Genomic DNA, 23,746 nt, shown 5'->3' with positions numbered 1-23,746 from the left:
CACCCGGCGAACGGCGGCGGACCGGACTACCATCGATGGGTTGTTGTGCTCACCACCAGCTCCGTATCACCCGTGCGGGCGGCATTCGCGCAGGTCGGCCCGGGTCTGGTGAGAGCCTGGTGGGGGACGAGGGATGAGGACCGATGGCTGTCATGACGCAGATCAGCACCCAGGGTGACCGGCAGGAGCCGGCCGCCCCCGGTGGCGAGCCCGCGCGCTTCGGCACCCGGCCGGCCCCCGCGCCGCGCACCCTGGTCGACCTGCTGGACGCCACCGTGCGCGCCCACCCCCAGGAGCCCGCGCTCGACGACGGGCGCACCCAGCTCAGCTACCGTGCGCTGGCCGCCGAGGTGGCCGCGCTGCGCCGCCGGCTGACCGCCGCCGGTGTCGGGCTCGGCGACCGGGTGGGGATCCGGGTCCCGTCCGGCACCAACGACCTCTACGTCGGGATCCTGGCGGTGCTCGCGGCCGGCGCCGCCTACGTGCCGGTGGACGCCGAGGACCCGCCGGAGCGCGCCGACCTGGTCTTCGGCGAGGCCGAGGTGACCGCCGTGCTGGGCGCGGGCGGCGAGCTGACCGTGCTGCGGCCCGGCAGCGGCATCGACCAGCGCCCGGGCCCCGAGCACGACGCCTGGATCATCTTCACCTCCGGCTCCACCGGCAAGCCCAAGGGCGTGGCCGTCACCCACCGCAATGCCGCCGCCTTCGTGGACGCCGAGGCCGCGCTCTTCCTGCAGGAGGAGCCGATCGCGCCCGGCGACCGGGTGATGGCCGGGCTCTCGGTCGCCTTCGACGCCTCCTGCGAGGAGATGTGGCTGGCCTGGCGGCACGGCGCCTGCCTGGTGCCGGTGCCGCGCTCCCAGGTGCGCGGCGGCGCCGACCTGGGCCCCTGGCTGGCCGAGCAGGAAATCACCGTGGTCTCCACCGTGCCGACACTGGCCGCGCTGTGGCCCGCCGAGTCGCTGGGCGACGTCCGGCTGCTGATCTTCGGCGGCGAGGCCTGCCCGCCCGAGCTGGTCGAGCGCCTGGTCACCGAGGGCCGCGAGGTGTGGAACACCTACGGCCCGACCGAGGCCACCGTGGTGGCCTGCGGCGCCCTGCTGACCGGCGAGGGGCCGGTGCGGATCGGCCTGCCGCTGGACGGCTGGGAGCTGGCCGTGGTCGACGAGGCCGGCCGGCCGGTGCCGATGGGCGGGAGCGGCCAGCTGGTGATCGGCGGGGTGGGCCTGGCCCGCTACCTGGACCCGGCCAAGGACGCCGAGAAGTACGCGCCGCTGGAGTCGCTCGGCTGGCAGCGCGCCTACCGCAGCGGCGACCTGGTGCGCGCCGAGCCCGAGGGCCTGGTCTTCCTCGGCCGCGCGGACGAGCAGATCAAGCTCGGCGGGCGGCGGATCGAGCTGGGCGAGGTGGACGCGGCGCTGCAGGCGCTGCCGGGCGTGGCGGGCGCCGCGGCGGCCGTGCGCACGGCGCGCGGCGGCAACCAGCTGCTGGTGGGCTACCTGGTCACCCAGGAGGGCTTCGACCGCGGGACGGCGGTGGCGAAGCTGCGCGCCGAGCTGCCGGCCGCGCTGGTGCCGCTGCTCGCGCCGGTCGCCGAGCTGCCCACCCGCACCTCCGGCAAGGTCGACCGCGACGCGCTGCCCTGGCCGCTGGACCTGGGCGACACCGGTCCCGTCGAACAGCTCTACGGCACCGAGGCCTGGCTGGCCGAGCAGTGGAGCGAGATCCTCGGCGTGCCGGTGACCAGCGCGCGCGACGACTTCTTCGCGATCGGCGGCGGCAGCCTGGCCGCGGCCCGGCTCACCACGCTGCTGCGCACCCGCTACCCGTCCGCCGCCGTGCTGGACATCTACCAGCAGCCGGTGCTGCGCAAGCTGGCCCGCCACCTGGAGCGCTCGGGCCAGGGCGACGGCGCCAAGCGCGAGATCGCGCCCACCCCGCGGCGCGCCGGGCTGGTGCAGCTGCTGCTGCTCGTCCCGCTCTTCACCCTGGTCGGCCTGCGCTGGACCACCGCGCTGCTGGCGCTCGGCAACGTGCTGCACTGGTTCGGCCCCTACCCCTGGGCGCCGACCGCCTCGTGGTGGCTGCTGGGCGCGGCCGGCCTGCTGCTGTTCAGCGCACCGGGCCGGCTCGCGATCGCGGCGGGCGGGGCGCGGCTGCTGCTGCGCGGGCTGCGGCCCGGCAGCTACCCGCGCGGCGGCAGCGTGCACCTGCGGCTGTGGACGGCCGAGCGGCTGGCCGAGTACAGCGGTGCCACCCAGCTCTCCGGCTCCTGGCTGAACCGCTACGGGCGGGCGCTGGGCGCCCGGATCGCCGAGGACGTCGACCTGCACTCGCTGCCGCCGGTCACCGGCATGCTGCGGCTCGGCAAGGGCTGCGCGGTGGAGGCCGAGGTGGACCTGTCCGGCCACTGGCTGGACGGCGACCGGCTGGAGATCGGCGCGCTGCGGGTCGGCTCGGGCGCGGTGATCGGCACCCGCAGCACGCTGCTGCCCGGCGCACGGGTCGGCAAGCGGGCCGAGGTGGCCCCGGGCTCCAGCGTCACCGGACAGATCCCCACCGGGCAGCGCTGGGCGGGCGCGCCCGCCGCCAAGCTCGGCAAGGCCGAGCGTGCCTGGCCCAAGCAGCGCCCGCCGCACCTGCGGCGCTGGTCCGTGGTGTACGGGCTGACCGGGTTCGGCCTGAGCCTGCTGCCGCTGCTGGCCGCGGTGCCCGCGCTGCTGGTGGCCGTGCGGTTCGTCCCGTCCACCGCAGGGCTGGGCACGGCGCTGGGCGGCGCGCTGGCGGCCGTGCTGCCGGCCACGCTGGCCTACGGGCTCTGCTACGCGCTGCTGGTGCTGGCCGCCGTGCGGCTGCTGAGCCTGGGTCTGAGCACCGGGCACCACCCGCTGCACGGGCGGGTCGGCTGGCAGGCCTGGACGGTCAGCCAGCTGATGGACCTGGCCCGGGAGACCCTCTTCCCGCTCTACGCGGGCCTGGCCACCCCCGTCTGGCTGCGCCTGCTGGGCATGAAGGTCGGCCGGCGCGCCGAGGTCTCCACCGTGCTCGCGCTGCCCAGCCTGACCACCGTCGGCGACGGCGCCTTCCTCGCCGACGACACCCTGATCGCCCCCTACGAGCTGGGCGGCGGCTGGCTGCGGATCGGCCGGGCCGAGATCGGCCGCCGCGCCTTCCTGGGCAACTCCGGGATGACCGCGCCCGGGCGCGCCGTGCCGGACCGGGGCCTGGTCGGCGTGCTGTCCGCGACCCCGAAGAAGGCCAAGAAGGGCAGCTCCTACCTCGGCATGCCGCCGGTGAAGCTGCCGCGCGCCGCCGACACGGGCGACCAGAGCCTGACCTACGACCCGCCGGCCCGGCTGCTCTGGGCCCGCGGCCTGGTCGAGCTCTGCCGGCTGGTCCCGGTGCTCTGCTCGGCCGCGCTCGGCGTGCTGACCGCCGCCGCGCTCTGCGCGCTGGGCTCGCCGTGGCTGATCGCGCTGCTCTGCGGCCTGGTGCTGCTGGCGGCCGGGGCGCTGGCCTGCCTGGTCTCGCTCGCCGCCAAGTGGCTGCTGGTCGGCCGGTTCCGGGCGGTCGAGCACCCGCTGTGGAGCTCGTTCGTCTGGCGCAACGAGCTGGCCGACACCTTCACCGAGGTGCTGGCCGTGCCGTGGCTGATCGGCGCGGTGCCCGGCACCCCGGTCATGACGCTGTGGCTGCGCGGCCTGGGCGCCCGGATCGGCGCCGGGGTGTGGTGCGAGAGCTACTGGCTGCCCGAGGCCGACCTGGTCACCCTGGGCGAGGGGGTCAGCATCAACCGCGGCTGCGTGCTGCAGACCCACCTCTTCCACGACCGGATCATGCGCATGGATACTGTGGTGCTGCGTGCGGGCGCCACCCTGGGCCCGGGCGGGATCGTGCTGCCCGGCAGCACCGTCGGCGCCCGCAGCACGCTGGGTCCGGCCTCCCTGGTGATGCGCGCGGAGTCCGTCCCGGCGGACAGCCGCTGGCTGGGCAACCCGATCGAGGCCTGGCAGGCGTGACGCGGCGCAGGGCGTAACACGGTGAACGGCACAGAACAGGGAGCGGTCGCAGCGGTGGGTGGCAAGCAGGTCGATCCCTATTTCCCGAACAACGGCGACCCCCGCTACCGGGTGCACCGCTACGAGCTGACCCTGGACTACCGCCCCGGCCCCAACCGGCTGGCCGGGGCCGCCCGGCTCAGCGCGCTGGCCGGGCCCGAGCCGCTGCGCGAGTTCACGCTGGACCTGGCCGACTTCCGGATCGGGCGGGTGCTGGTGGACGGCAAGGCCGCGCACTACGCCCACCGGGGCGGCAAGCTGCGGATCCGGCCGGCCCGGACGCCGGCCGCGGGCGCCGCGTTCACCGTGGAGGTGCACTACAGCGGCAACCCGAGGCCGGTGCGCAGCGACTGGGGCGGGCTCGGCTGGGAGGAGCTGACGGACGGCGCCCTGGTGGCCAGCCAGCCGGTCGGCGCGCCGTCCTGGTTCCCGTGCAACGACCGGCCCGCCGACAAGGCCTCGTACCTGATCTCGATCACCACGCCCTCGTCGTACGCGGTGGTCACCGGCGGGCGGCTGCTCGCCCGCACCACCAAGGCCAGCAGCACCACCTGGGTCTACGAGCAGGCCGCGCCCACCGCGAGCTACCTGGTCGGGATAGCGATCGGCGCCTTCGAGCGGGTCCTGCTGGTGGACGCCGAGCCCGGCGCGGTGCCGCAGGCCGGCTACGTGCCCTTGGCGCAGGTCTCGCGGTTCGCCGCCGACTTCGGGCGGCAGCCGCGGATGATGCGGTACTTCACCGAGCTGTTCGGGCCCTACCCGTTCGACGCGTACGTGGTGGTGGTCGCCGACGAGGAGCTCGACGTCCCGGTCGAGGCGCAGGGCATGGCCTGCTTCGGCACCAACCACGTGGACGGGGTGCGCGGCGCCGAGCGGCTGGTGGCGCACGAGCTGGCGCACCAGTGGTTCGGCAACAGCGTCACCATCGCCGACTGGCGGCACATCTGGCTCAACGAGGGCTTCGCGAAGTACGCCGAGTGGCTCTGGGCCGAGCACGCGGGCGGCCGCAGCGCCCAGGCGCACGCCGCCGACGCGCACCGGCTGCTCGCCGCGCTCCCCCAGGACCTGTGCCTGGCCGATCCGGGCCGGGCGCTGATGTTCGACGACCGCCTCTACGAGCGCGGCGGCCTGACCGTGCACGCGCTGCGCTGCGCGCTCGGCGAGGAGGCGTTCCACCGGATGCTGCGCGACTGGACGACCGGGCGGCGGCACGGCGTGGTGACCACGGCGGACTTCATGGCGCACGTGCAGCGGTACGCGGCCGAACCGGTGGTGGGGCTGTTCGACGCCTGGCTGTTCGCGGGGGCGCTGCCGCCCCTGCCGGTGCTGGGCTGACGCCTGCTGCTGCCCCGCTTCGTCAGGCCGGCTGCGGCTCGACGGGCCGTGCCGGACGGCTTCGGACCGGTCGGGCCACCTGCTTGGCCACGCACGGCGGCAGCCCCGCCGCGGTGCCCGCGCTGCGGCGGTAGGCGCTGGGCGGCATGCCGATCAGCTCGGTGAAGCGGGTGCTGAAGGTGCCCAGCGAGGCGCAGCCGACCGCGAAGCAGGCCTCGGTGACGCTCAGGTCGCCGCGCCGCAGGAACGCCGCCGCGCGCTCGATGCGACGCGTCATCAGGTACGCGTACGGGGATTCGCCGTACGCGAGCCGGAACTGGCGGCTGAGGTGCCCGGCCGACATGTTCGCGCCGCGGGCCAGCGCCTCGACGTTCAGCGGCTGCGCGTACTCCCGGTCGATCCGGTCGCGGACCCGGCGCAGCCGGGCCAGGTCGGCCAGGCGCTGCGCCTCGGCGCGGGCGCGGCCCCAGGCGGGGTGGCACATGCGAGTACTCCCCTCGTCGAGCTCGGCGGGCGCTCGGGTGCGCATGGCTCAGCGCAGTTCCTGGATCCGGATCAGGTTGCCCGCGGGGTCGCGGAAGGCGCAGTCCCGGATGCCGTACGGCTGCTCGGTCGGCTCCTGGACCACCTCGGCGTCGGCCCCCTGCACCTTCTCGAAGGTGGCGTCGAGGTCCCGGGTGGCCAGCAGGATCCAGCCGTAGGTGCCCTTGGCCATCATCTCGGAGATGGTGCGGCGCTCGTCCTCGGTGATCCCGGGGTCGATGGCGGGCGGCGCCAGCAGGATGGAGGTGTCGGGCTGGCCGACGGGGCCGACCGTGATCCAGCGCATCTTGCCCTGGCCGACGTCGCTGCGTACCTCGAAGCCGAGGGCGTCGCGGTAGAAGGCCACGGACGCGTCCGGGTCGACGTGCGGGAGGGCGCTGGTGTGAATGGTGATGTCCATGGCCGCCATGCTAGGTCTGGCCCGACGGCCCGCGCTTCTCGAAAACTGACCGGTCCGGCCGCCGGGCGTGCCGCTCGCGCGGTCAGGCGGCCGGCGGGTTGAAGCGCGAGTAGCCGGGTTCGGTCCAGCGAAGCGGGTGGGCGCCGCGCAGTTCTACGACCTGGAGCACGGTGAACTCCACCAGCCGTTCGGCGCCCGGGACTTCGGCGATGTGCGCGGGGTCCCAGTCGGTGCGGGCGGTGCCGGTGAGCTGGAGGGTGGTGCCGGTCTCCCAGTCGACGAAGAGCAGGCCGGCGGCGGGGTTCTCCTGGAGGTTGCCGAGCGTGCTGAACATCGCGTTGCCGCGGTAGTCCGGAAAGAGGATCCGGTCGGGGCCGAGCACCCGGACGAAGCCGGGGTTGCCGCCGCGGTGCGAGGCGTCCGGCTGCCCGCCGCGGTCGGCGGTGGCGATGAAGAACGTGTCGGCGGTGCCGATGTCGAGCTGCTGTCCCATGGTCAGGGCGCTGCCGCGCAAGGCCGTCACGGTGCCCGCGGCGGGCGGCTGCGCGAACGTGAAGTCCCGGGTCTGGATGTACTTGGGGCAGTTGGAGAAGACCTGGGCGAGGGTCAGGCGCAGGCCCGCGTCGGTGGGAGTGGCGCGGCCGTTCATCCGCATCCGGCGGCGGCGGGCCGGTTCGACGGCGATGCTGCCGACCTCGGCCGGTGCCGCCAGGACCTCCGCCAGCGGGTCGCCGGGCACCGGGCGCGCCTGGATCGCGACGGTGTCCGGTGCGTCGTCGTCCGGGGAGCCGCCCGCCGGCTCCGCCTGCAGGAACCCGGGCCGGCCGGTCAGCAGGCCCGCCCAGACCCGGCCCTCGGCATCGGCCGCGCCGACCACGAGCATCGGCTGGGCGGTGAGGAACTGTGCAGCGACGGCGGGCATCCGCCGGTACCTGGTCGGGCCCGCGTAGCCGGCGCGGGCGAACCCGGCGCGGTGGCGGACCAGCTCCTCGCCGGAGGCGGCGGGGGCGGCGGGGACGGCGGGGACGGCGGCGGAGTGGTCGGAGCGGGCGTTCACGGCTGCCTCCGGGGGCGTGGGGCGGGCGGTACGGGGGCGGGCTCAGAAGAAGCCGCAGGTCGGGGCGGTGCCGCTGGGGGCGGCGCCGGCCCCGGCGATGGACGCGGTGCAGATCTCCAGGCGGGTGCCGTCCGGGTCGGTGAAGAAGATCCCGCCCGAGGCCGCGCCCTCACCGTGCGGCACCACGCCCTCGTGCTCGAACTCGGCGCCCAGCGCGCGCAGCACCTGCTCGGCCCGCAGCACGTCCACGAGGTCCGGCACCTCGAAGGAGAGGTGGTGCAGGCCGGGCGCGGCGGTGGAGAAGCGGCCCTCGCTCTGCTGCCAGAGGGTGATCACCAGTTGACCGTCCCGGCCCAGGAAGTGCCACGGGTGCTCGGGGTCGGCGCTGCGGTCGACCACCTCGAAGCCGAACACCTGCTGGTAGAAGGCGCTGGACCGGTCGAGGTCGGTGACGTTGAGGCCGATGTGGCCGGTCTTCAGGCTCGTCATGGCGGTGGCTCCTCGCGGGATGCGGAACGGGCGGCAGGCGGGGGACGATCTCCGACTAACCTCTGTGATCGAGTATGGAGGTTAGAGAGAAGGAGCGTCAACCACCATTGGCGCCGTACGGTGGTTAGAATCAAGGGTCAGTCGAGGAGAGGAGTCCGATGTCCCTGCAGGTGCCACCGCGGGACCCGCGTCCGCTGCCCGGCGAGCCGCTCAGCCTGGACCTGCTCAACACCCGCTGGAACAGCGGCGGCAGTCCCCGTGACCTGCTGGACTCGGTGGCCGGGCTGGCGGCCTGGCTGGAGTTCAACGGCCTGGCCGACCGGGCCGGCGCCGACCGGGCCACGCTCGACGCGCTGCTCACCGCCCGCGCGGCGATCGGCCGACTGGTGGACGACAGGGACGATCCACAGGCCCGCACGGCGCTCAACGCCGTTCTCGCGCACGGCTGGATCGACCGCAGGCTCGGCCCGGACGGCCCGGTCGACGAGGTCCGCACCGATGACCCCGGGTGGCTGCCGGCCTGGCAGGCCGCCGCCGACTACCTGCGCCTGCTCGCCGAGGCACCCGAGCGGATCCGCTCCTGCGCGCACCCCGACTGCGTGCTGCACTTCCACGACATCTCGAAGAACGGCACCCGCCGCTGGTGCTCGATGGCCTCCTGCGGCAACCGCGCCAAGGCCTCACGGCACTACGCCCGCGGCAAGCCCTCCTGAGCCGCGGGGGCCGTCATCGTCAGGGGGCGTTCAGACCGACTGCAGCTCCTGCTGGAACTGGCTGACGTCGATGACCTGATCGGCGGGCGGGGCCTGGACGGTGAGCGGCTTGTCGTAGTCGGAGAAGTCCACCGTGCCCGGCGAGTCGCCGCCCACCTGCACGATCCGGACCGGTTACGGCTTGGCGGAAGTCGCCACTGAGATCGTTCCGGTCGCGTCACCGTCCACCGAGGTCACCGTGAGGGCGTCGACACCGTTGACGGTACCGGTGCCCCCCACCGTGGCCGAGGACCCTTGGTCGAGCTCGCTACCGAGCTGGTTGGCGATGTCACACGCCGCTGTCACCTGCTTCGTGGCAGCGTCGGTGCCGACCCCGGTGAGGTAGCGGTTCGCCAACCGGCGCGCGACCTGGTCCCCGGTCTCCGGGTGGCCCTGCTGCCCGGCGAGGTACTTCCAGAAGGCGGCGTCCGGCTTCACCCAGGTCCGGTCACCGGAGTGCCGGATCTCCAGCTCGCCCGCGCCGGAGATGCCGACGGTGCCCTGGCAGTCGCCTCCAAGGGTGGTCTGAAGGTTCACGCTGGACGTCCGGCCGCCCGAGACGACGGTCCCCGACACACGCACCGACTCCGCCGATTCCAGTGCGCTCGCGGCCTGCCGGAGGATCTCGTGGCCACTGAGCGAGGCGAGGCCGGAACCGGCGCCCCGGCTCGGCCCCGGGCTGGGACTCGTACTCGCCTGCGCCCCCGCGGCCGACGCACCGTCACCCGCTCCACAGGCGGTGGCACCCAACAGGACGGACACGCCCAGGGCAGCCGGGAGCAGAAAACGCTTGGAACGCATCGGAATTCCTTCGTGACAGCGGGCTGGACCTGACGCGGCGACAGCACCGCGAAGCAAGTGAGCCAATTATCGGATCAGATGATTCGTGCGCGCAGGCATTTTCGTACATCCGACCGCCCAGCCCTGCCTGCGGCCCTCGAAGGCGGCGGAAGTGCCCTGTCAAGACGGCGTTGATCGGGGCTTTCTAACGTCCTCCCCAAGCGGTGCGGGCCTTCCGGCCCGGCACCGACCGAAGGGGAGGGACACGCATGACCATCCGCACGCTGACCAAGGTGGCGCTCACCGCGGCCACCGTCCTGGCGGCGACCGCAGGCTTCATGACCGGGGCCCAGGCCGACACCGGCCTGTCGGGCTCGGTCAACGGCGACGGGGGCAAGTGCCTGGACGTCCGGGCGGCCGGCACCGCCAACGGGACGGCCGTGCAGCTCTACGACTGCAACGGAACCGGCGCGCAGACCTGGACGTACAGCGGCGGCACGCTGTCGGCGCTCGGCAAGTGCCTGGACGTCACCTCGGGCGGGACGGCCGACCGCACGCCGGTCCAGCTCTACGACTGCAACGGCACCGGTGCGCAGCAGTGGACGTACCCCGCCGGCGGCTCGCTGGGCAGCCCGCAGCCAGGGGACGGCGTGCTGGTCAACCCGCAGTCGGGCAAGTGCCTCGACGTGCCGGGCGGCAACGCCGTCAACGGCACCCAGCTGCAGATCTACACCTGCAACTACAGCGCGGCCCAGCAGTGGTCGCAGCCGGTGCCCCAGTTCCAGCCGACGCAGCCCGGGCCGAGCGTGCAGCAGCAGGTGCTCGACCTGGTCAACACCTACCGCGCGCAGAACGGCAAGCCGGCGCTGCAGGCCGATCCGGCCCTCGCCCGGACGGCGCAGGACGAGGCCAACGCCGAGTCCGCGCACGGCCAGCAGGGCCACTTCGCGTTCGGCGACATGTCCAACTCGCTGCGCGCCTACGGCTACGCGCACCCCATCGGCGCGCTCGCGGAGAACGCGGCGGGCGCACCCGGCTTCTGGACCGACGCGCAGTCGGTGGTCCAGGCCTGGACCGGTGACGCGCTGCACCGGAACAACATCCTCGGCGACTACACCTACACCGGAGTCGGCCTGACCGTGGCCAACGGCACCTACTGGTGGGCGCAGGACTTCGCGGCCTGAGGCCGGCAGAACACCTGGTCATCCCTTGATCATCTGATGATCAGCTGTTTATTCGTGACCCCTAGCTTCATCCCGGGTGACCAGCCGCCGTTCCGGCGCGTCACCACTCGGCAGTGGAAACAGTGAAAGGCAGTTGGCATGACTCAGCGCACCGGACGGGCCGTCCGCAGGATCCTCGGGCTGGCCTCGGCGGGCATCATCGCCGCCACCGGGGTCCTGGCCACCGGCGGCACCGCCCAGGCCGCCTACGACCCCGGCTCCGGGACCATCTGGAACGACGAGCCGCTCTACCCGGGCTGGCACGTCGACCGCTACGGCCCCACCGGCGCCGGCCGGCTGATCATGCAGTCGGACGGCAACCTGGTCAGCTACACGACGTCGGACAACAACTGGAACGACGTGCGGCCCGTGTGGGCGAGCAACACCGTGGGCTGCGGCGCCAAGGCGGTCATGCAGTCCGACGGCAACCTCGTGGTCTACGCGGCCGACGGACACGCCTGCTGGGCGAGCTACACGTTCACGGACGGGATCCACCCGACCAACTACCTGACGGTGGAACCGGACGGCCACCTGGACATCTGGGCCGGCCCCGTGCGCAACGGGACGAACGGCATGGTGCCCTACGGCGGGCTGATCGGCGACGGGGGCACACCGGTCAAGACCCTCTGAACCGCCCCGGCGGCGCCCAGGTCAGACCCGCTCCGCCCGGGCCAGCCGCTCGGCCAGCTCCGCCACCGCCCAGCGCGGCCGGGCGGCCAGCCTGCCCGCCGCCGCCCGGATCGCCGACGGCAGGCCCGCGCAGACCGTGACCAGCCGGCCGACGGCGTCCGGCTCGGCGGCGGCGCGGGCCGCGCCGATGATAGCGGCCACCAGTGCGCAGCCCTGGGCGAGGTCCAACGGGCCGAGCACCAGCCGCACCGCGTGGGGCCATGGGTCCTGGGCGGCTCGGCCCCCGGCGGCCGCCGCCGTCGGCGACCGGCTGGTGACCAGCGCCGCGCAGCCCGCCGCCCGGGGCAGCAGCGGTCCGACCTGCGCCTGGTCGGCGGCGTCGTCCAGCAGCACCAGCACCCGCCGCCCGGCCAGCGCCTGCTGGTAGCGGGCCGCCAACAGGTCGGCGGGCCCGTGCGGATCGGCGCCCAGCGCGCGCAGGAAGGCCGGCAACACCTCGGCGGCGCCGGCCGGGGGGTCCTGGCTCGCGCGCAGGTCCGCGTAGAGCTGGCCGTCGGGGTAGCCGGCGCGGGCCTGCTGGGCCGCCCGGACGGCGAGCGCCGACTTGCCGGTGCCCGCCGGACCGCCGACCACCAGCAGTGCGGCGGCGCTGCGAGGGGTTCCGCCCAGCCCGTCCAGCCCGCCCAGCCCGTCCAGCAGGAGCGCGAGCTCCGCACCGCGGCCGGTGAAGTCGGCGGCGTCCGACGGGAGCTGACCGGGCGTCGGCCGAGTGGCAGGCCGCCCGTCGGGCCGCCGGATCCGCTGGTACAGCTCGGTCAAGGCCGCACCGGGAGCCAGGCCCAGTTCCTCGTCCAGGGTCCGCCGCGTCCGCCGGAAGACCTCCAGCGCCTCGGCCGGGCGCCCGCAGGCTTCCAGCGCGCGCATCCGCAGCAGGTGCAGCCGCTCGCGCAGCGGGAACCGCTCGGCCAACTCCGACACCTGATCCAGGACCTCCGCGTGCCGGCCGAGCCGCAGGCCCAGCTCGAAGCGCAACTCCAGGGCAGCCAGCCGGCGTTCGGCCAACCGGGCCCGGTGGCGTTCCGCCCAGGCCCCGGGCACGCCCGTCAGCGCCGGTCCGGTCCACAGCTCCAGAGCGGTGCCGAGCAGCGCCCAGCCGGCGGCCGGGTCGTCCACCCGGCAGGCGGTGGCGTCGGCCAGCGCCCGCTCGAAGCGGTGCGCGTCGATCCGGTCGGGCGACAGCTCCAGCCGGTAGCCGCGGGTGATGGAGGCCAGGACCGAGTCCCGGCCGGCCGCCGGCTCGGCCAACCCCCGGCGGATCCGGCTGATGTGGGTGCGCAGGGCGCCCGTCGGATCGCGCGGCCAGCCCTCCTCGTCCTCACCCCAGACCGCCTCGATCAGCTGACGGTCCGTGACAGGCCGCCCCGGCGCCAGCAGCAGCACCGAGAGCACCGCCTGCTGCTGCGGCCGCCCCACCTCCAGCGCCCGCCCCGCCCGCGTGGCGGTGACCGCGCCGAGCAGTGTGAAGCTGAGCACCCCGGGGTCCCCTTCCCCTCGTCCCGTCCCCGATCGTTCGTGGGTCACCGTAGTGGCAGCGCGGCCCCCGGGGACAAATGGACGAGCCGCCTCCGGCTGGTGACATCAGACGTTTATCCGTCCTCGCCATACTGACCGCTCGGTCCCCGGGGCGATGGAGTACGAGCATGCAGGAAGCGCGATCCGCGCTGGTCACGACGGTACCGGCGGCGAAGGACGGCGCCGGGCAGCGCGCCGCTATCCGCCGGACGGACCGCCAGGAGGGGGACGCGACCAGGCTGCGCTTCGCCCTGCTCGGCCCGCTGCGCGGCTGGGCGGGCGAGGTGGAACTCGACCTGGGCCGTCCGCAGCAGCAGGAGGTACTGGCGATGCTGCTCACCGCCGCGGGCCGCACGGTCTCCGTCGAGCTGCTCGCCGAGGGCGTCTGGGGCGGGCGCGCCTGGCCCGGCAACCCGGTCCAGGTGCTGCGCACCCACGTCTACCGGCTGCGCGCCCTGCTCAAGCAGCATGCGGCCGCCTCCTGCTTGGTCACCGTCGGTGACGGGTACGCCCTGCGGCTGGCTCCCGACGCGCTGGACACCACCGCCTTCGAGCTCGCCCTGCCGCAGGCCGCGCAGGCCCGCCACGAGGGGGCCCCGCCCGGCGAGGTCCGGGCCGTCCTGACCGGCGCCCTCCAGCTGTGGACCGCCGAGCCGCTGACCGGGCTGGCCGGACCGCACGCCGAGGCCGTGCGGCTGGCCCTGACCGAGCGCCGTCTGGCCGTCCTGGAAGCCAAGCTGGAGCTGGACGCGGAGTTGGGCGACCGCCCCGACCTCGCCGCCGAGGTCGGCGACCTGGTTCTGGAACACCCGGAACGGCAGCGGCTGCGGGCCGTGCAGATGCTGGCCCTGCACCGGGCCGGGCGCACCGCCGAGGCACTCGCCGTCCACGAGGACGTGCGCCGCTCGCTGGCCGGGGTCTGCCCGGACCGAGCGCTGAGCGAACTCCAGGCCCGGATCCTGCGCGCCGACCCGGAGCTCTGCCCGGCCCCGTCCCAGGCGGCCCCGGCCGAGCGGACCAGACCCGCCGGGCTGCCGCCCCGGATCACCGATTTCACCGGCCGGGAGGCGGAGCTGGCCCGGCTCGCCGAGGTGCTCGCGACGCCCACCGCCGGCCCCGCTCCCACCGCCGGCCCCGCCCCCACCGCGGTCAACCCGACCGTGGTGATCTCCGCGATCGACGGCATCGGCGGCGTCGGGAAGACGGCCCTGGCCGTCCAGGCCGCCCACCGACTGCGCGGCCACTACCCCGACGGCCAGCTCTACGCCGACCTGCGCGGCCCCGACCGGGCGCCCGCCGAGCCGCTGGCCGTGCTCACCGGCTTCCTGCGCGCGCTCGGCCTCGACGACGCCGCGATCGCCGGCGACCTCGCCGAACGCGCCGCCCTCTACCGCTCGGCGCTCGCCGGCTCCCGCGTCCTGGTGGTGCTGGACAACGCCGCCGACGCGGCACAGGTGGCACCCCTGCTGCCCGGCTCGCCCGGTTGCGCGGTGCTGATCACCAGCCGCGGCCGACTGAGCGGGCCCGCCGGGGCCCACCAACTGCGGCTCGACGTGCTGGGCGAGGAGGAGGCCGTCGCGCTCCTGGTGCGGATCGTGGGCACCGAGCGGGCCGCGGCCGAGCCCGCGCACCTGGCCGCCGTGGTCGCGGCCTGCGGGCACCTCCCGCTGGCGATCCGGATCGCCGCCTCCCGGCTGGTCGCCCGCCTCGACTGGTCGCTCGCCTCGCTGGCCGAGCGGCTGGCCGACGAGCAGCACCGGCTGGCCGAACTGAGCACCGGCGACATCGCGGTGGAGGCGACCTTCGCACTCTCCTACGCGGGTCTGACCCCGGAGCAGGCCCGCGCCTTCCGCCTGCTGTCGCTGCCCGAGGCACCGGACCTGAACCTGAGCTGCGCCGCCGCGCTGCTCGGCCTGGCGCCGGACGCCGCCGAGGACCTGCTGGAGTCGCTGGTCGACCTCAACCTCCTGGAGTCGCGCGCGTTCGAGCGCTACCGGTTCCACGACCTGGTCCGGGTCTACGCGCGAAGCCGCTGCGCACAGGAGGAGAGCGGGCCGACGACGCGTCGGGCGCTGGCCGGGCTGCTTGCCTTCTGCCTGGCGAGTGCGCGCAACGCGGAGGCCGCGGCGCACGCGGTGGAGCAGGAGCGGCGCGACCTGGTCGAGGTCGAACCGGGCACCACCGGTGCGCACTTCCAGAGCGCCGAGCGGGCGACGGACTGGATGCGCTCCGAGGCCGCCGTGCACCGGGCGCTGGTCGAGCGCTGCTGCGCGGACCCCGAACTGCCGCTCGTGCAGGCTGCCAGCCTGATCGACAAGATGGGCGCGGTGCTCTTCGACCGCGGCTACATGGACACCGTCGCGGAACTCGCGGCCCGCATCGCCGCCGTCGCCGCCGAGCGCGGCGAGAACCGGTGCGAAGCCCTGGCCCGGTACGTGCGCGGCAACCTGCTCTGGCACACCAGCGACTTCACCGCGGCCGGGGCCGAACTCACCGCGGCGGTCGCACTCTGCGCCGACGGCTCGGCCCCGCGGCTGCGCGGCTGCGCCCTGCTCTCCCTCGGCTCCAACGCCCGGGTGTACGGGCGGTTCGCCGAGGCGGTGACGTACTGCGAGGAGTCGATCGAGCTCTTCCGCGAGCTGCGCGACACCCACTCCGAGGGCGCGTCACTGGGCGAACTGGCCTTCAGTCTGGCCAAGCTGGGCCGCTGCGCCGAGGCGCGGGCGGCGGCCGAGCGGGGCGTCGAACTGAGCGGTGGCACCGAGTCGATGGGCCGGGCCACCGGTTGGTACTCGCTGGCCCGGGTGCTGCGGATGTGCGGCGAGCCGACCGCCGCGCTGGCGAGCGCCGAGCGCGCGCTGCCGCTCTTCCGCTCGCTGGGCGTGCCGGCCTTCGAGGCGGCGACCGGCAACCTGATCGCGCAGGTCCACGTCGAGACCGGGCACCACGAGCAGGCGGTGCACGCCGCGGAGAGCGCGCTGCCGCTGGCCCGGCGCACCAGTGAGATGCTGGCCGCCGGTCTGCTGCGCTCGCTCGGCCACAGTCTGGGCCGCCTCGCCCAGCCGGCCCGGGCGCGGGCCTGCCTGGGCGAGGCGGTGCGCCTCTTCGAGGGCCTCGGGGTGAGCGCGGAGGCCGCCGAGGCCCGGGCACTGCTGGCCGAACTGGGCTGAGCCGGCCAGGCGTCGGAGCCGTCGGGTCCTAGGACCAGCGACGCAGCCCGCCCGCCGCCGGGCGGGCGACCGCGGCCCGATGCCCGCAAGATCGACTTCCGGGTACGGTCGTGGCCCACCGCTCGCCGCCCGCGAGCCCCGGCAGCCCAGGAGACCGACATGCCGTTGACCGGACAGAGCCACATCCGGATCGCCCGACCGTCGCGCGATCTCGCCGCGGCCGAGCGGTTCTGGGTCCTGGGACTCGGGCTGAGCGTGCTCCACCGCGGCGAGGGCGACCACGCGGCGGGCGAGCACGACCTGCTGATGGTCGGCCTGCCCGACGCGCCCTGGCACCTGGAGCTGGTCGCCGGGCCCGGGCAGGCGCCCCTGGAACCGCGCCCGACCGCCGAGGACCTGCTCGTGGTCTACCTGGACGAGCCGGTCTCCGAGGCGCTGGTCGCCACCCTGACGGAGCACGGCGGCCGGCCGGTCCCCTCGCCCAACCCGTACTGGAACGCGTGGGGCACAACCGTCGAGGACCCGGACGGCTACCGGCTGGTGCTCTGCAGCCGCGGCTGGTCCACCTCCTGAGGCCGGGGCCTCAGTCCGTCGCAACCGCCGCCTCCGCCGGGCGCTTGAACATCCGGGTGGCCGTGATCTCGCCGTGGATCACCGGGCCGTCCGGGTCCTGCGGGGCCGGCAGGCCGGGGCGCAGGTGCTCCTCGACCGAGATGTACTTGAGCCCGGCCCGCAGGTCGGCGTCGTTGCGCAGCCGGATGACCAGCGGGAACTCGGCCAGCGCGGTGGTGTCGAACAGCCCGGTGGTGTAGATCAGCTGGACGCCCAGCGCGTCGGCCACCGCGCGCTGCAGCTCCAGCAGGTAGGTGGCGTTGGCGCGCCCGATCGGGTTGTCCAGGAAGAGCGTGCCCGCGTGCCGCAGCTGTGACTGGCCGCGGTCGTTGGCCCGCAGCGCGGCCATCGTGCAGTAGAGCGCGATGGCCGCCGTCAGCAGCTGGCCGCCGGAGAAGACGTCGGACATCTGACCCACGCTCACCCGCTCGGCGCGCAGCACCGCGTCGGGCTTGAGGATCTCCACCGAGACGCCCTTGGGCCCGATCGCGGCGGCCACCGCGCGCAGCAGCAGGGACATGCCGTCGCGCCGCAGGTCGGAGTTCTTGCGCACGGCGGCCATGGTCGCCTCGTCGATCACCTCGCCGAGCCGTTCGGCGAGCACCGTCTGGTCCGGGTCCTCGAAGCGGATCCGCAGGAACTCCTGGCCCGACCACTCCCCCAGCCCCTCGGGCAGCCGGGAGAGCCGCTGGGCGGCGCGCAGCGTGGCCAGCGAGCTCTCCACCAGTCCGCGCAGCCGGTCCACGATGGAGCCGCGGTTGCGCTCCAGCTGGGTCAGCTCGTCGGTGAGCACCCGCAGCCGGGGGGCGAAGGCGGCGGCCCAGGCGGCGGCGTGCTCGGGCAGCGCGGCGGCCGGCAGTTCGCGGATCTGCTGGCGGGCGGGGGTGCGCACGGCCTCGTAGCGGGCCGCGTTGGCGTGCCGGACCAGCGCGTCGCTCGCGTCGCGCACCGCGAGGTCGGCGGCGGTCAGCTCGGCGGAGGCGGTGCGCAGCGCGCGGCGGGTCTCGGTGGCCGCGCTGCGGGCCTCGGCGAGCGAGTCCAGGTACGGCTCGGTGGGCGCCTCGCCCTCGTCGGGGGCGTGGTCGCGCAGACCGTCGCGCAGCTGGGCGGCCGCCTCGTCGAAGTCGGCGGCGGCCGACTGCGCGGACTGCAGGGTGCGCAGCAGCTCGCCGTGCTCGATCCGGGCACTCTCCAACGCCTCGCGCCGCTCGGCCAGTTCGCCGGTGGCCACGCGCAGCAGCTGCTGGGCGTGCTCGGGGTCGGTGGGGACGAGCTCCGCGGGCAGCTCGGTGTGCGCCTCCTCGCCGCCGGCCGGGGCCGAGCGCTCGACCTCGCCGCGCAGCCGGCCGAGCTGCTCGCTGGCGACGGCCGAGCGCGCCTCGATGGTGGCGACCAGCTCCTCGGCGCGGCCGGCGGCGGCCTGCCGGGCCGGGCCGTCGGCGCCGTCGGGGCTGTTCAGCAGCTCCTCGGCACGGGTGCGGACCTTGTTGGTCAGCCGGTCCAGCTCGGCCTGCGCGGCGGTCTCGTCGCTCTCCGCGCGGGCCTGCTCGGCGCGCAGGTCGGCGCCCACACCGACCTTCTCGTAGAGCTGGGCGGCGGCCCGGTAGGCCTCGCGCAGCGCGGGCAGCGAGGCGGTGGGCAGCTCCTCGGCGGGGGTGACGATGCCGGACAGCTCGGCGCGTTCGGCGCGCAGCGTGCGCGCGGTGCGGCGGGCGTCGTCGGCGGCGCGCTGGGCGGCGCGGCGGTCCTCGTCGCAGGCCTGGGCGCGCTCGGCGCAGGCCGCCTGGCGGCGCTCGCACTCGGCGGCGTCCTCGGCCAGTTCGCGCAGCGAGCGGGTCCAGCTGGGCCGCTCGCGCAGCCGGAAGGCGAGGCCGGCCAGCGCGTCCGCGCGGCGGCGGGTCTGCTGGGCGGCCTCCCGGCGCTCCTCGTGGACGGCGACGGCGGCCACCCGGTCGGCCTCGGCCTCGGTGTGGTCGGCCCGGGCGGCGGCGAGCTGGGCGGCGGCGAGCTCGGCCTGCTCGGCGGCGGCGCTGGTGGCCTCGGCCAGTTCGGCCAGGGTGCCGGGCGGGCAGCTGGCCTGCCAGGAGGCGAGCCGGGCGGCGAGCGCGCGGTCGGCGCCGAGCCGGGCGGCGAGCGTGCGGATCTGCTCGTCACGGGCGCCGGCCCGCGCGCGCAGCTCGCGGCGCTCGGTGTCGGCGGCGGACTCGTCGTGCATGGCCGGGTTCGGCGGCACCAGGAAGAACGTCGGTTCGTCGGTGATCGGGGCGATCAGCGCGGCGGCGGTGCCGACCGCGACGGTGGAGCGCGGCAGCAGCGCGGCGGCCTGCAGCGCCTCCCGGGCCCGCTCGAGCGAGGACGGGTCGGTGACCACCACGCCGTCGACCAGTTCGGGGCGGGCGGCCAGGATCGCCTCGTGGTCCAGCGGGTCGACCGACTGGGCCAGGTAGCGCCAGCCGGGCAGCGCGGGCACGCCCTGTTCGCCGAGGAACTCCACGGTGGCGAGCACGTCGGGGCCGGGCGGCAGCAGACCGCCGTCGCCGAGCGCGGCCAGGATCCGGGAGTCGTCGGCGGCAGCGGTGCGCAGGTCGAACAGGGTCCGCTCGGCGCTGCTCACCGCGCCTTCGAGCAGCTCCGCGAGGTCCTCGGCGGCGCGGTCCAGCACGTCGGGGGTGAGGGCACCCGAGGCGTCGTCACCCTCGCCGTCGTAGTAGGGATCCAGCCCCAGCAGCTCGGCCAGCCGGGGCTCGGCGGCCAGCTGCACGGCGGTGCGCCGCTCGGCGGCCAGCGCGCGCTGGGTGGCGCTGCGGGCGTCGCTGGCCCGCGCGGCGGCGAGCTCGGCGCGGCCCTCGGCGGCGGCGGCCTCGCGGGTGCGGGCGGTGGCCTGCTCGGCGGCGGCGCGGGCCTGCTCCAGGCCGGCGGTGGCGGCCTGTTCGGCGTCGGCGGCGTGCAGCGCGGCGCGGGCCGGGTCGGGCTCCTCGGTGGTCGGGTCGATCCAGCCGGCGGCCACCGCGGCCTGGGTCTCCTGCTCGACCTCGGCCAGGCGCTGGCGCAGGTGCTCGGCGTCCGAACGGGCCTTCTGTGCGGCGGTGGCGGCGGCCAGCGAGTCGGCCTGGGCGCGGGCGCCGTCCTCCTGCAGCTCGGCGGAGCGGGCCTCCTCGGCCTCGGCCCGCTCCTCGGCGGTGCCGGCGGCGGCCTCCAGCGCGTGGGCGAGCGCACCGGCGGCCTGGGCGCGGGCGGCCAGCGCCGGGGCGGCGTCCAGCTCGGCCTCCCGGATCGCGACGGCAACCCGGGCCGCCCGGTCGGCGGCGGCGCGCTGGCGCAGCACGGCCTCGGCGGCCTGCCAGGCGGAGTACAGCGTGCGGGCGTCGAGCAGTTCGCGGCGCAGCCCGGCGGCCTCGGTGGTGGCGGCGGCCAGGCTCAGGGTGGCGTGCCGGTGGGTCAGCTCGGCGGTGATCAGCGCGTGCCGGGTCCGGTCGCCCTCGGCGGCGGTGACCGCGCTCGCGGCGGCGGCCACCTCGATGGCGAGGTCCTGAGCCCGGTCCCGCTCGGCGCCGGCCCGGGCGGCGAGCGCCTGGGCGAGGCGGCGGGTGCGGCGCTCGGCGCCGCGGTGCGCCTCGCGGACCGTCTCGCGGGCGGTGGTGGCCGTGACGATCCGCTCCAGCAGGTCGAGCGAGCCGCCGGTGAAGTCGCGCTCGGCGGTCAGTTCGCCGCGCCGGCCGAGCTTGGCGGCGAAGCCGTGCACCAGGTCGGCCAGGCCGTCGGTGTCCCGGGTGTCGGTGACCGCGCGCAGCAGCAGGTCGGTGAAGTCGGCGTCGTGCTTGACCGCGAAGAGACCGGCCGCCTCGCCCTCGTCGGCGTTCATCTCGCGCTGGTAGCGGAAGAGTTCGGGGTCCAGGCCGAGGTCACCGAGGTGCTCGGTCCAGCGGTCGTGGCCGTCCTCGAAGGTGAGGTCGAGGTACGGGTAGGCCTTGCCGGCCTCGGTGAGGGCGTCGCGGAAGCCCTTCATGGTGCGGCGCCGGCCGCGCGGGCGGGCGCTGGGGTCGCCGAGGGGGGCCCGCTCGGCGACCGGCAGCGCGTCCAGGCTCAGGCCGGGGCCGGGCCGGAAGGAGTACCAGGTCTCGGCGAACTTGCGCGGGTCGGAGGAGACCTGACGCCCGCGCCACTCGCTGACCTTGCCGACCACGATCAGCTCGCCGGTCACGGTGTGCTGCCACTCCAGCGCCACGTGGCCGCAGTCGTCGGCCAGCAGGAACTTGCGCAGCACGCCGGAGCTGGCGCCGCCGAGCGTGTTGCGGTGGCCCGGCAGCATCACCGAGAAGATCAGCTTGAGCAGGACCGACTTGCCACCGCCGTTCTCCAGGAAGAGCACACCGGCCGGGGCCGGGCGGCGCGGCGGACCCTGCGGCTCCTCGCCGAACAGGCCCGGCTGCTGCGGGGCGGGGTTGGCCACCGGCTCACCGACACCGCGCAGGTCCAGCACGGTGTCGGCATAGCGGGCGCCGGCCGGGCCGATGGAGTAGAGGCGGACCCGGTTGAGCTCGTACATGAACCGACTTTCAGCTAGGGAGGTCTCGGGGACTCACGGCGACGGACTCACGGACTCCGAGCGGCTGTCCGCCCGGGCGGGCGGACTCGGAAGCGCCCGGACTCAGAGCGAGTGGAACGGCAGGCCGGCGTCGGCCACCAGTTCCTCGCTCTGGTCGGCGGGCAGCAGGGTGGCCGTGCCGTCGGTCACCGGGACCACCCCCAGGTCGAGCAGCTCGGCCATCGCGGCGCTGCCCGCCAGGTCGCGCACCTGGAGCTGGTAGCGGGCGGTGGTGCGGTAGGTGCCGCCGGCATCGTCCGAAGTCTTCTGCAGGAAGCCGGAGTCGACCAGGAAGGCCACCGCCTTGCCGGTGATCCCGATGGTGGAGCCGGCCAGCCGGCGGGCGTCCTTGGTGGCGCCGGTGGTGGAGCGGCGGGCCCAGACCCGCCAGGCCGCCTCCAGGCCCGGGGCGTCGCTGGCCGGGTCGGTGTTGTCGCCGGCCTGCTCGGCCTGCTCCTCCAGCCGGCGGCAGGCCTGGCGGACGAAGGCGTCCACGCCGTTGACGGTCACCCGGCCCAGGTAGCCCTCGTCGGCCAGGTCCTCGGGGCGGGGGAAGGCCAGGGCGGCGACGGCCAGGTGTGCCAGGCCGTGCAGGAAGCGGTCGGTGGTCTCGGAGGCGGCGCGGCGCGAGTAGTCGCCCATCTTGACCGCGAAGACCGAGTCCTCGGCGGCGGCCAGCGCCATGCCGGCCCGCACCGAGACCTCCAGCACCACCAGGCCGAGCCCGGTGGCCACCGCGTCGGCCAGCCGGGCGAACGGCGGGTCCTCGCGGTGGCGGCGGACCAGCTCGGTGTACTCGGCGTCGCGCGCGGGCAGCAGCTTGGCCTGCAGACCGAACGAGACCAGCCGGGCGGCGTCGGCGACGTCCGCGGGGGTGACCGCGCTCTCGCGCGGCTGGGCGTCGTCGTGCGGCGTCGTCACGAGAGGTGCTCCTGGGTACGGGTGAGGGCCTGGGGCTGATGGGTGCTGGTCACTGGGCGTCCTGCCGGTCCGCCGCCATGCCGACCGCGTCCAGCAGCGCGCTGCCGACGATCAGGTCGGCGCCGCCGAACTCGGGGTCGGCGAGCGTGCTGCCGTCGTCGACCGCGAAGAGCAGCCGCTCCTCGCCCTGGCGGTAGGCGGTGCCGACCGGCGGGCTGGCCGCGTGCACCGCCAGCAGCGCGACCAGGTACGGCAGTTCCGGGTCCTGCCGGCGGGCGTCGGCGAGCAGGCCGGAGAGCCGGCGCGGCGCGTCCGCGGGCAGGTCGAGCAGCACCAGGGCGGCCTCCAGCTGGGCCTCGGAGAAGCGGCTGTCGTCGGGGGTGGCCACCAGGTCGGGGTCCGGCAGCTCGGCGCCCAGGTGCTCGCGCTCCACCGGCGGGGTGAGCAGCAGGTCGACCAGGTCGGCCAGCCGGGTGGCGGTGGGCGTGCGCAGCCCGGTGCCGCGGGCGAAGAACGCGTCGGTGGGCCGGATCGCCTGGTCTATCGGCAGCCGCAGCACGGGCGCCAGCAGGTGCCCGTAGAGGTCGATGCCGGAGCGGGCGGTGGGCGCGGCGAAGGCCTGGCGGTCCTGTTCGGCGCGGAACAGCGGCCCGGCCTCCAGCAGCCTGGTCTGCAGCTGGGTGTGCCGGCGGATGCAGTCCTTGACGATGTCGACCAGCTCGGCGGCCTGCCGCTTGTGCTCCGCGCTCTCGGCCTCGTCGCGGGCCCGGCGGATGTTGGTGAGGATCGCGTTCTCGTGCCGGTAGCGGTCGGCGATGTGGTCGAGCGCCTCGTCGATCAGGTCGGGGACGGCCCGCATCCAGTCGACGGCCCGCACGTTGCGCCGGGTGGCGTCCAGCGCGCGGCGCAGCGTCTCGGCGTACTGGACGGTGCGGTAGCGGGCCTGCTCGGCGGCGAGCTGCGCGTCGGCCAGCCGGCCGCGGCGGATCAGCACCTCCAGCTTGACCTCGGCGGCGATCTGGGCGGAGGTGACGTCGGTGTCCAGCGCGCCGACCAGGACGTTGACCGCCTCGTCGGTGGTGCGCAGGTAGACCCCGCCGTCCGGCCCGGGGACCTCCTCGATCAGCTTGAAGTCGTAGTCGCGCCGGACGTAGCCGCCGTCGGCGGCGAAGGTGCCGTAGACCGCGCGGAAGCCGCGGTCCACGCTGCCGACGTTGATCAGCGACTCCAGCACCCAGCGGGCCACCCGCTGGTGCTCGGTGCCCGAGCGCTCGGGGTGCTGGGCGGCGACCCTGGGCAGCAGGCGGGCGAGCACTATCTCGCGGTCCGCGCCGGTGTCGAAGTCCATGTGCAGGGTGACCAGGTCGATCGCCGCCAGGCCGACCTCGGCCATCGCGTAACCGCCGTACTCGCCGGCCAGGTTCACCTTGCGGTTGTCCAGGTCGTGCAGCGGCGCGGTGCAGGCCAGCGCCTTCAGCCGACGGGCCAGGCCCTCGTCGGCCGCCGGCCCGGGCGCGGGGCGGGTGCCGCCGGCGGGCGGGCGGAGCTCACGCTCGGCGGGTTGATCTGCGATGACGGTCACGGTGGACAAGATTAGGGCCCCACAGGGACATGGTCCG

Annotated in this window: 17 protein-coding genes; 7 read left to right on the top strand and 10 right to left on the bottom strand. The window is 75.4% G+C overall.

Going from position 1 to position 23,746, the window contains the following annotated elements; translation table 11 throughout:
- Nucleotides 1–143: 143 nt before the first annotated feature.
- Together OG500_RS31585 and OG500_RS31580 are read left to right on the top strand one after the other, a co-directional pair.
- A complete protein-coding gene (locus OG500_RS31585; protein WP_442907089.1) occupies nt 144–4,019 on the top strand; it encodes a Pls/PosA family non-ribosomal peptide synthetase in 3,876 nt (1,291 codons plus the stop codon).
- A 21-nt stretch (nt 4,020–4,040) separates the two neighbouring features.
- The gene (locus tag OG500_RS31580) at nt 4,041–5,393 is read left to right on the top strand and encodes a M1 family metallopeptidase (protein ID WP_442907088.1); all 1,353 of its coding nucleotides are present in this window, start codon (nt 4,041–4,043) and stop codon (nt 5,391–5,393) included.
- Nucleotides 5,394–5,415: 22 nt separating this feature from the next.
- Here OG500_RS31580 and OG500_RS31575 read toward each other — a convergent pair whose 3' ends face one another.
- The 4 genes from OG500_RS31575 to OG500_RS31560 all read right to left on the bottom strand — a co-directional run bounded on the left by OG500_RS31575 (nt 5,416) and on the right by OG500_RS31560 (nt 7,882).
- Entirely contained in the window at nt 5,416–5,877 is a 462-nt protein-coding gene (locus OG500_RS31575) for a helix-turn-helix transcriptional regulator (protein WP_327071761.1), read from the bottom strand.
- A gap of 48 nt (nt 5,878–5,925) precedes the next feature.
- A complete protein-coding gene (locus OG500_RS31570) occupies nt 5,926–6,336 on the bottom strand; it encodes a VOC family protein (RefSeq protein ID WP_327070229.1) in 411 nt (136 codons plus the stop codon).
- An 82-nt stretch (nt 6,337–6,418) separates the two neighbouring features.
- A complete protein-coding gene (locus OG500_RS31565; protein WP_329584992.1) occupies nt 6,419–7,393 on the bottom strand; it encodes a pyridoxamine 5'-phosphate oxidase family protein in 975 nt (324 codons plus the stop codon).
- Between the two features lie 42 nt (nt 7,394–7,435).
- On the bottom strand, nt 7,436–7,882 hold the full coding sequence (locus OG500_RS31560; RefSeq protein WP_329584989.1) for a VOC family protein: 447 nt from the start codon (nt 7,880–7,882) through the stop codon (nt 7,436–7,438).
- 158 nt (nt 7,883–8,040) lie between these two features.
- Here OG500_RS31560 and OG500_RS31555 point away from each other — a divergent pair, with 158 nt between their 5' ends.
- Entirely contained in the window at nt 8,041–8,595 is a 555-nt protein-coding gene (locus OG500_RS31555; protein WP_329584986.1) for a CGNR zinc finger domain-containing protein, read from the top strand.
- 30 nt (nt 8,596–8,625) lie between these two features.
- Here OG500_RS31555 and OG500_RS31550 read toward each other — a convergent pair whose 3' ends face one another.
- Entirely contained in the window at nt 8,626–8,751 is a 126-nt protein-coding gene (locus OG500_RS31550; RefSeq protein WP_329584983.1) for a hypothetical protein, read from the bottom strand.
- An 18-nt stretch (nt 8,752–8,769) separates the two neighbouring features.
- Complete coding sequence (locus tag OG500_RS31545) at nt 8,770–9,435, bottom strand: hypothetical protein (RefSeq protein ID WP_329584979.1); 666 nt, start codon at nt 9,433–9,435, stop codon at nt 8,770–8,772.
- A gap of 248 nt (nt 9,436–9,683) precedes the next feature.
- Between OG500_RS31545 and OG500_RS31540 the strand changes: the two genes are divergently transcribed.
- Nucleotides 9,684–10,598 (top strand): CAP domain-containing protein, encoded by a 915-nt coding sequence (locus tag OG500_RS31540; protein WP_329584976.1) that lies wholly within the window; start codon nt 9,684–9,686, stop codon nt 10,596–10,598.
- Nucleotides 10,599–10,736: 138 nt separating this feature from the next.
- On the top strand, nt 10,737–11,267 hold the full coding sequence (locus OG500_RS31535; protein WP_327070223.1) for a hypothetical protein: 531 nt from the start codon (nt 10,737–10,739) through the stop codon (nt 11,265–11,267).
- A 21-nt stretch (nt 11,268–11,288) separates the two neighbouring features.
- Here the strand turns inward: OG500_RS31535 and OG500_RS31530 are convergent, their stop codons facing one another.
- Entirely contained in the window at nt 11,289–12,800 is a 1,512-nt protein-coding gene (locus OG500_RS31530; RefSeq protein WP_329584971.1) for an AfsR/SARP family transcriptional regulator, read from the bottom strand.
- Nucleotides 12,801–12,967: 167 nt separating this feature from the next.
- Here OG500_RS31530 and OG500_RS31525 point away from each other — a divergent pair, with 167 nt between their 5' ends.
- Together OG500_RS31525 and OG500_RS31520 are read left to right on the top strand one after the other, a co-directional pair.
- Nucleotides 12,968–16,009 carry an AfsR/SARP family transcriptional regulator gene (locus OG500_RS31525; RefSeq protein WP_327070221.1) on the top strand — a complete coding sequence of 1,014 codons (3,042 nt, stop codon included), beginning with the start codon at nt 12,968–12,970 and terminating at the stop codon, nt 16,007–16,009.
- Between the two features lie 159 nt (nt 16,010–16,168).
- Nucleotides 16,169–16,582: a VOC family protein gene (locus OG500_RS31520; RefSeq protein WP_329584968.1), complete on the top strand. Its 414-nt coding sequence runs from the start codon at nt 16,169–16,171 to the stop codon at nt 16,580–16,582.
- A gap of 10 nt (nt 16,583–16,592) precedes the next feature.
- Here OG500_RS31520 and OG500_RS31515 read toward each other — a convergent pair whose 3' ends face one another.
- From OG500_RS31515 to OG500_RS31505, 3 genes are all read right to left on the bottom strand, one after another.
- Entirely contained in the window at nt 16,593–21,167 is a 4,575-nt protein-coding gene (locus tag OG500_RS31515) for a hypothetical protein (protein ID WP_327070219.1), read from the bottom strand.
- 102 nt (nt 21,168–21,269) lie between these two features.
- Nucleotides 21,270–22,127, bottom strand: coding sequence for a hypothetical protein (locus OG500_RS31510; RefSeq protein WP_329584965.1), 858 nt, complete (start codon nt 22,125–22,127; stop codon nt 21,270–21,272).
- A 49-nt stretch (nt 22,128–22,176) separates the two neighbouring features.
- A complete protein-coding gene (locus OG500_RS31505; protein ID WP_442789266.1) occupies nt 22,177–23,709 on the bottom strand; it encodes a hypothetical protein in 1,533 nt (510 codons plus the stop codon).
- Nucleotides 23,710–23,746 lie beyond the last annotated feature (37 nt).

Source organism: Kitasatospora sp. NBC_01250, from assembly GCF_036226465.1.
Taxonomy (GTDB): domain Bacteria; phylum Actinomycetota; class Actinomycetes; order Streptomycetales; family Streptomycetaceae; genus Kitasatospora.
This window is presented reverse-complemented; position numbering and strand designations above follow the sequence as displayed.

Coding starts and splice junctions, on each gene's coding strand:
- OG500_RS31570 (WP_327070229.1), bottom strand. CDS start 6,336: ATGGACATCACCATTCACACCAGCGCCCTCCCGCACGTCGACCCGGAC.
- OG500_RS31575 (WP_327071761.1), bottom strand. CDS start 5,877: ATGTGCCACCCCGCCTGGGGCCGCGCCCGCGCCGAGGCGCAGCGCCTG.
- OG500_RS31520 (WP_329584968.1), top strand. CDS start 16,169: ATGCCGTTGACCGGACAGAGCCACATCCGGATCGCCCGACCGTCGCGC.
- OG500_RS31515 (WP_327070219.1), bottom strand. CDS start 21,167: ATGTACGAGCTCAACCGGGTCCGCCTCTACTCCATCGGCCCGGCCGGC.
- OG500_RS31535 (WP_327070223.1), top strand. CDS start 10,737: ATGACTCAGCGCACCGGACGGGCCGTCCGCAGGATCCTCGGGCTGGCC.
- OG500_RS31525 (WP_327070221.1), top strand. CDS start 12,968: ATGCAGGAAGCGCGATCCGCGCTGGTCACGACGGTACCGGCGGCGAAG.
- OG500_RS31555 (WP_329584986.1), top strand. CDS start 8,041: ATGTCCCTGCAGGTGCCACCGCGGGACCCGCGTCCGCTGCCCGGCGAG.
- OG500_RS31585 (WP_442907089.1), top strand. CDS start 144: ATGGCTGTCATGACGCAGATCAGCACCCAGGGTGACCGGCAGGAGCCG.
- OG500_RS31545 (WP_329584979.1), bottom strand. CDS start 9,435: ATGCGTTCCAAGCGTTTTCTGCTCCCGGCTGCCCTGGGCGTGTCCGTC.
- OG500_RS31540 (WP_329584976.1), top strand. CDS start 9,684: ATGACCATCCGCACGCTGACCAAGGTGGCGCTCACCGCGGCCACCGTC.
- OG500_RS31560 (WP_329584989.1), bottom strand. CDS start 7,882: ATGACGAGCCTGAAGACCGGCCACATCGGCCTCAACGTCACCGACCTC.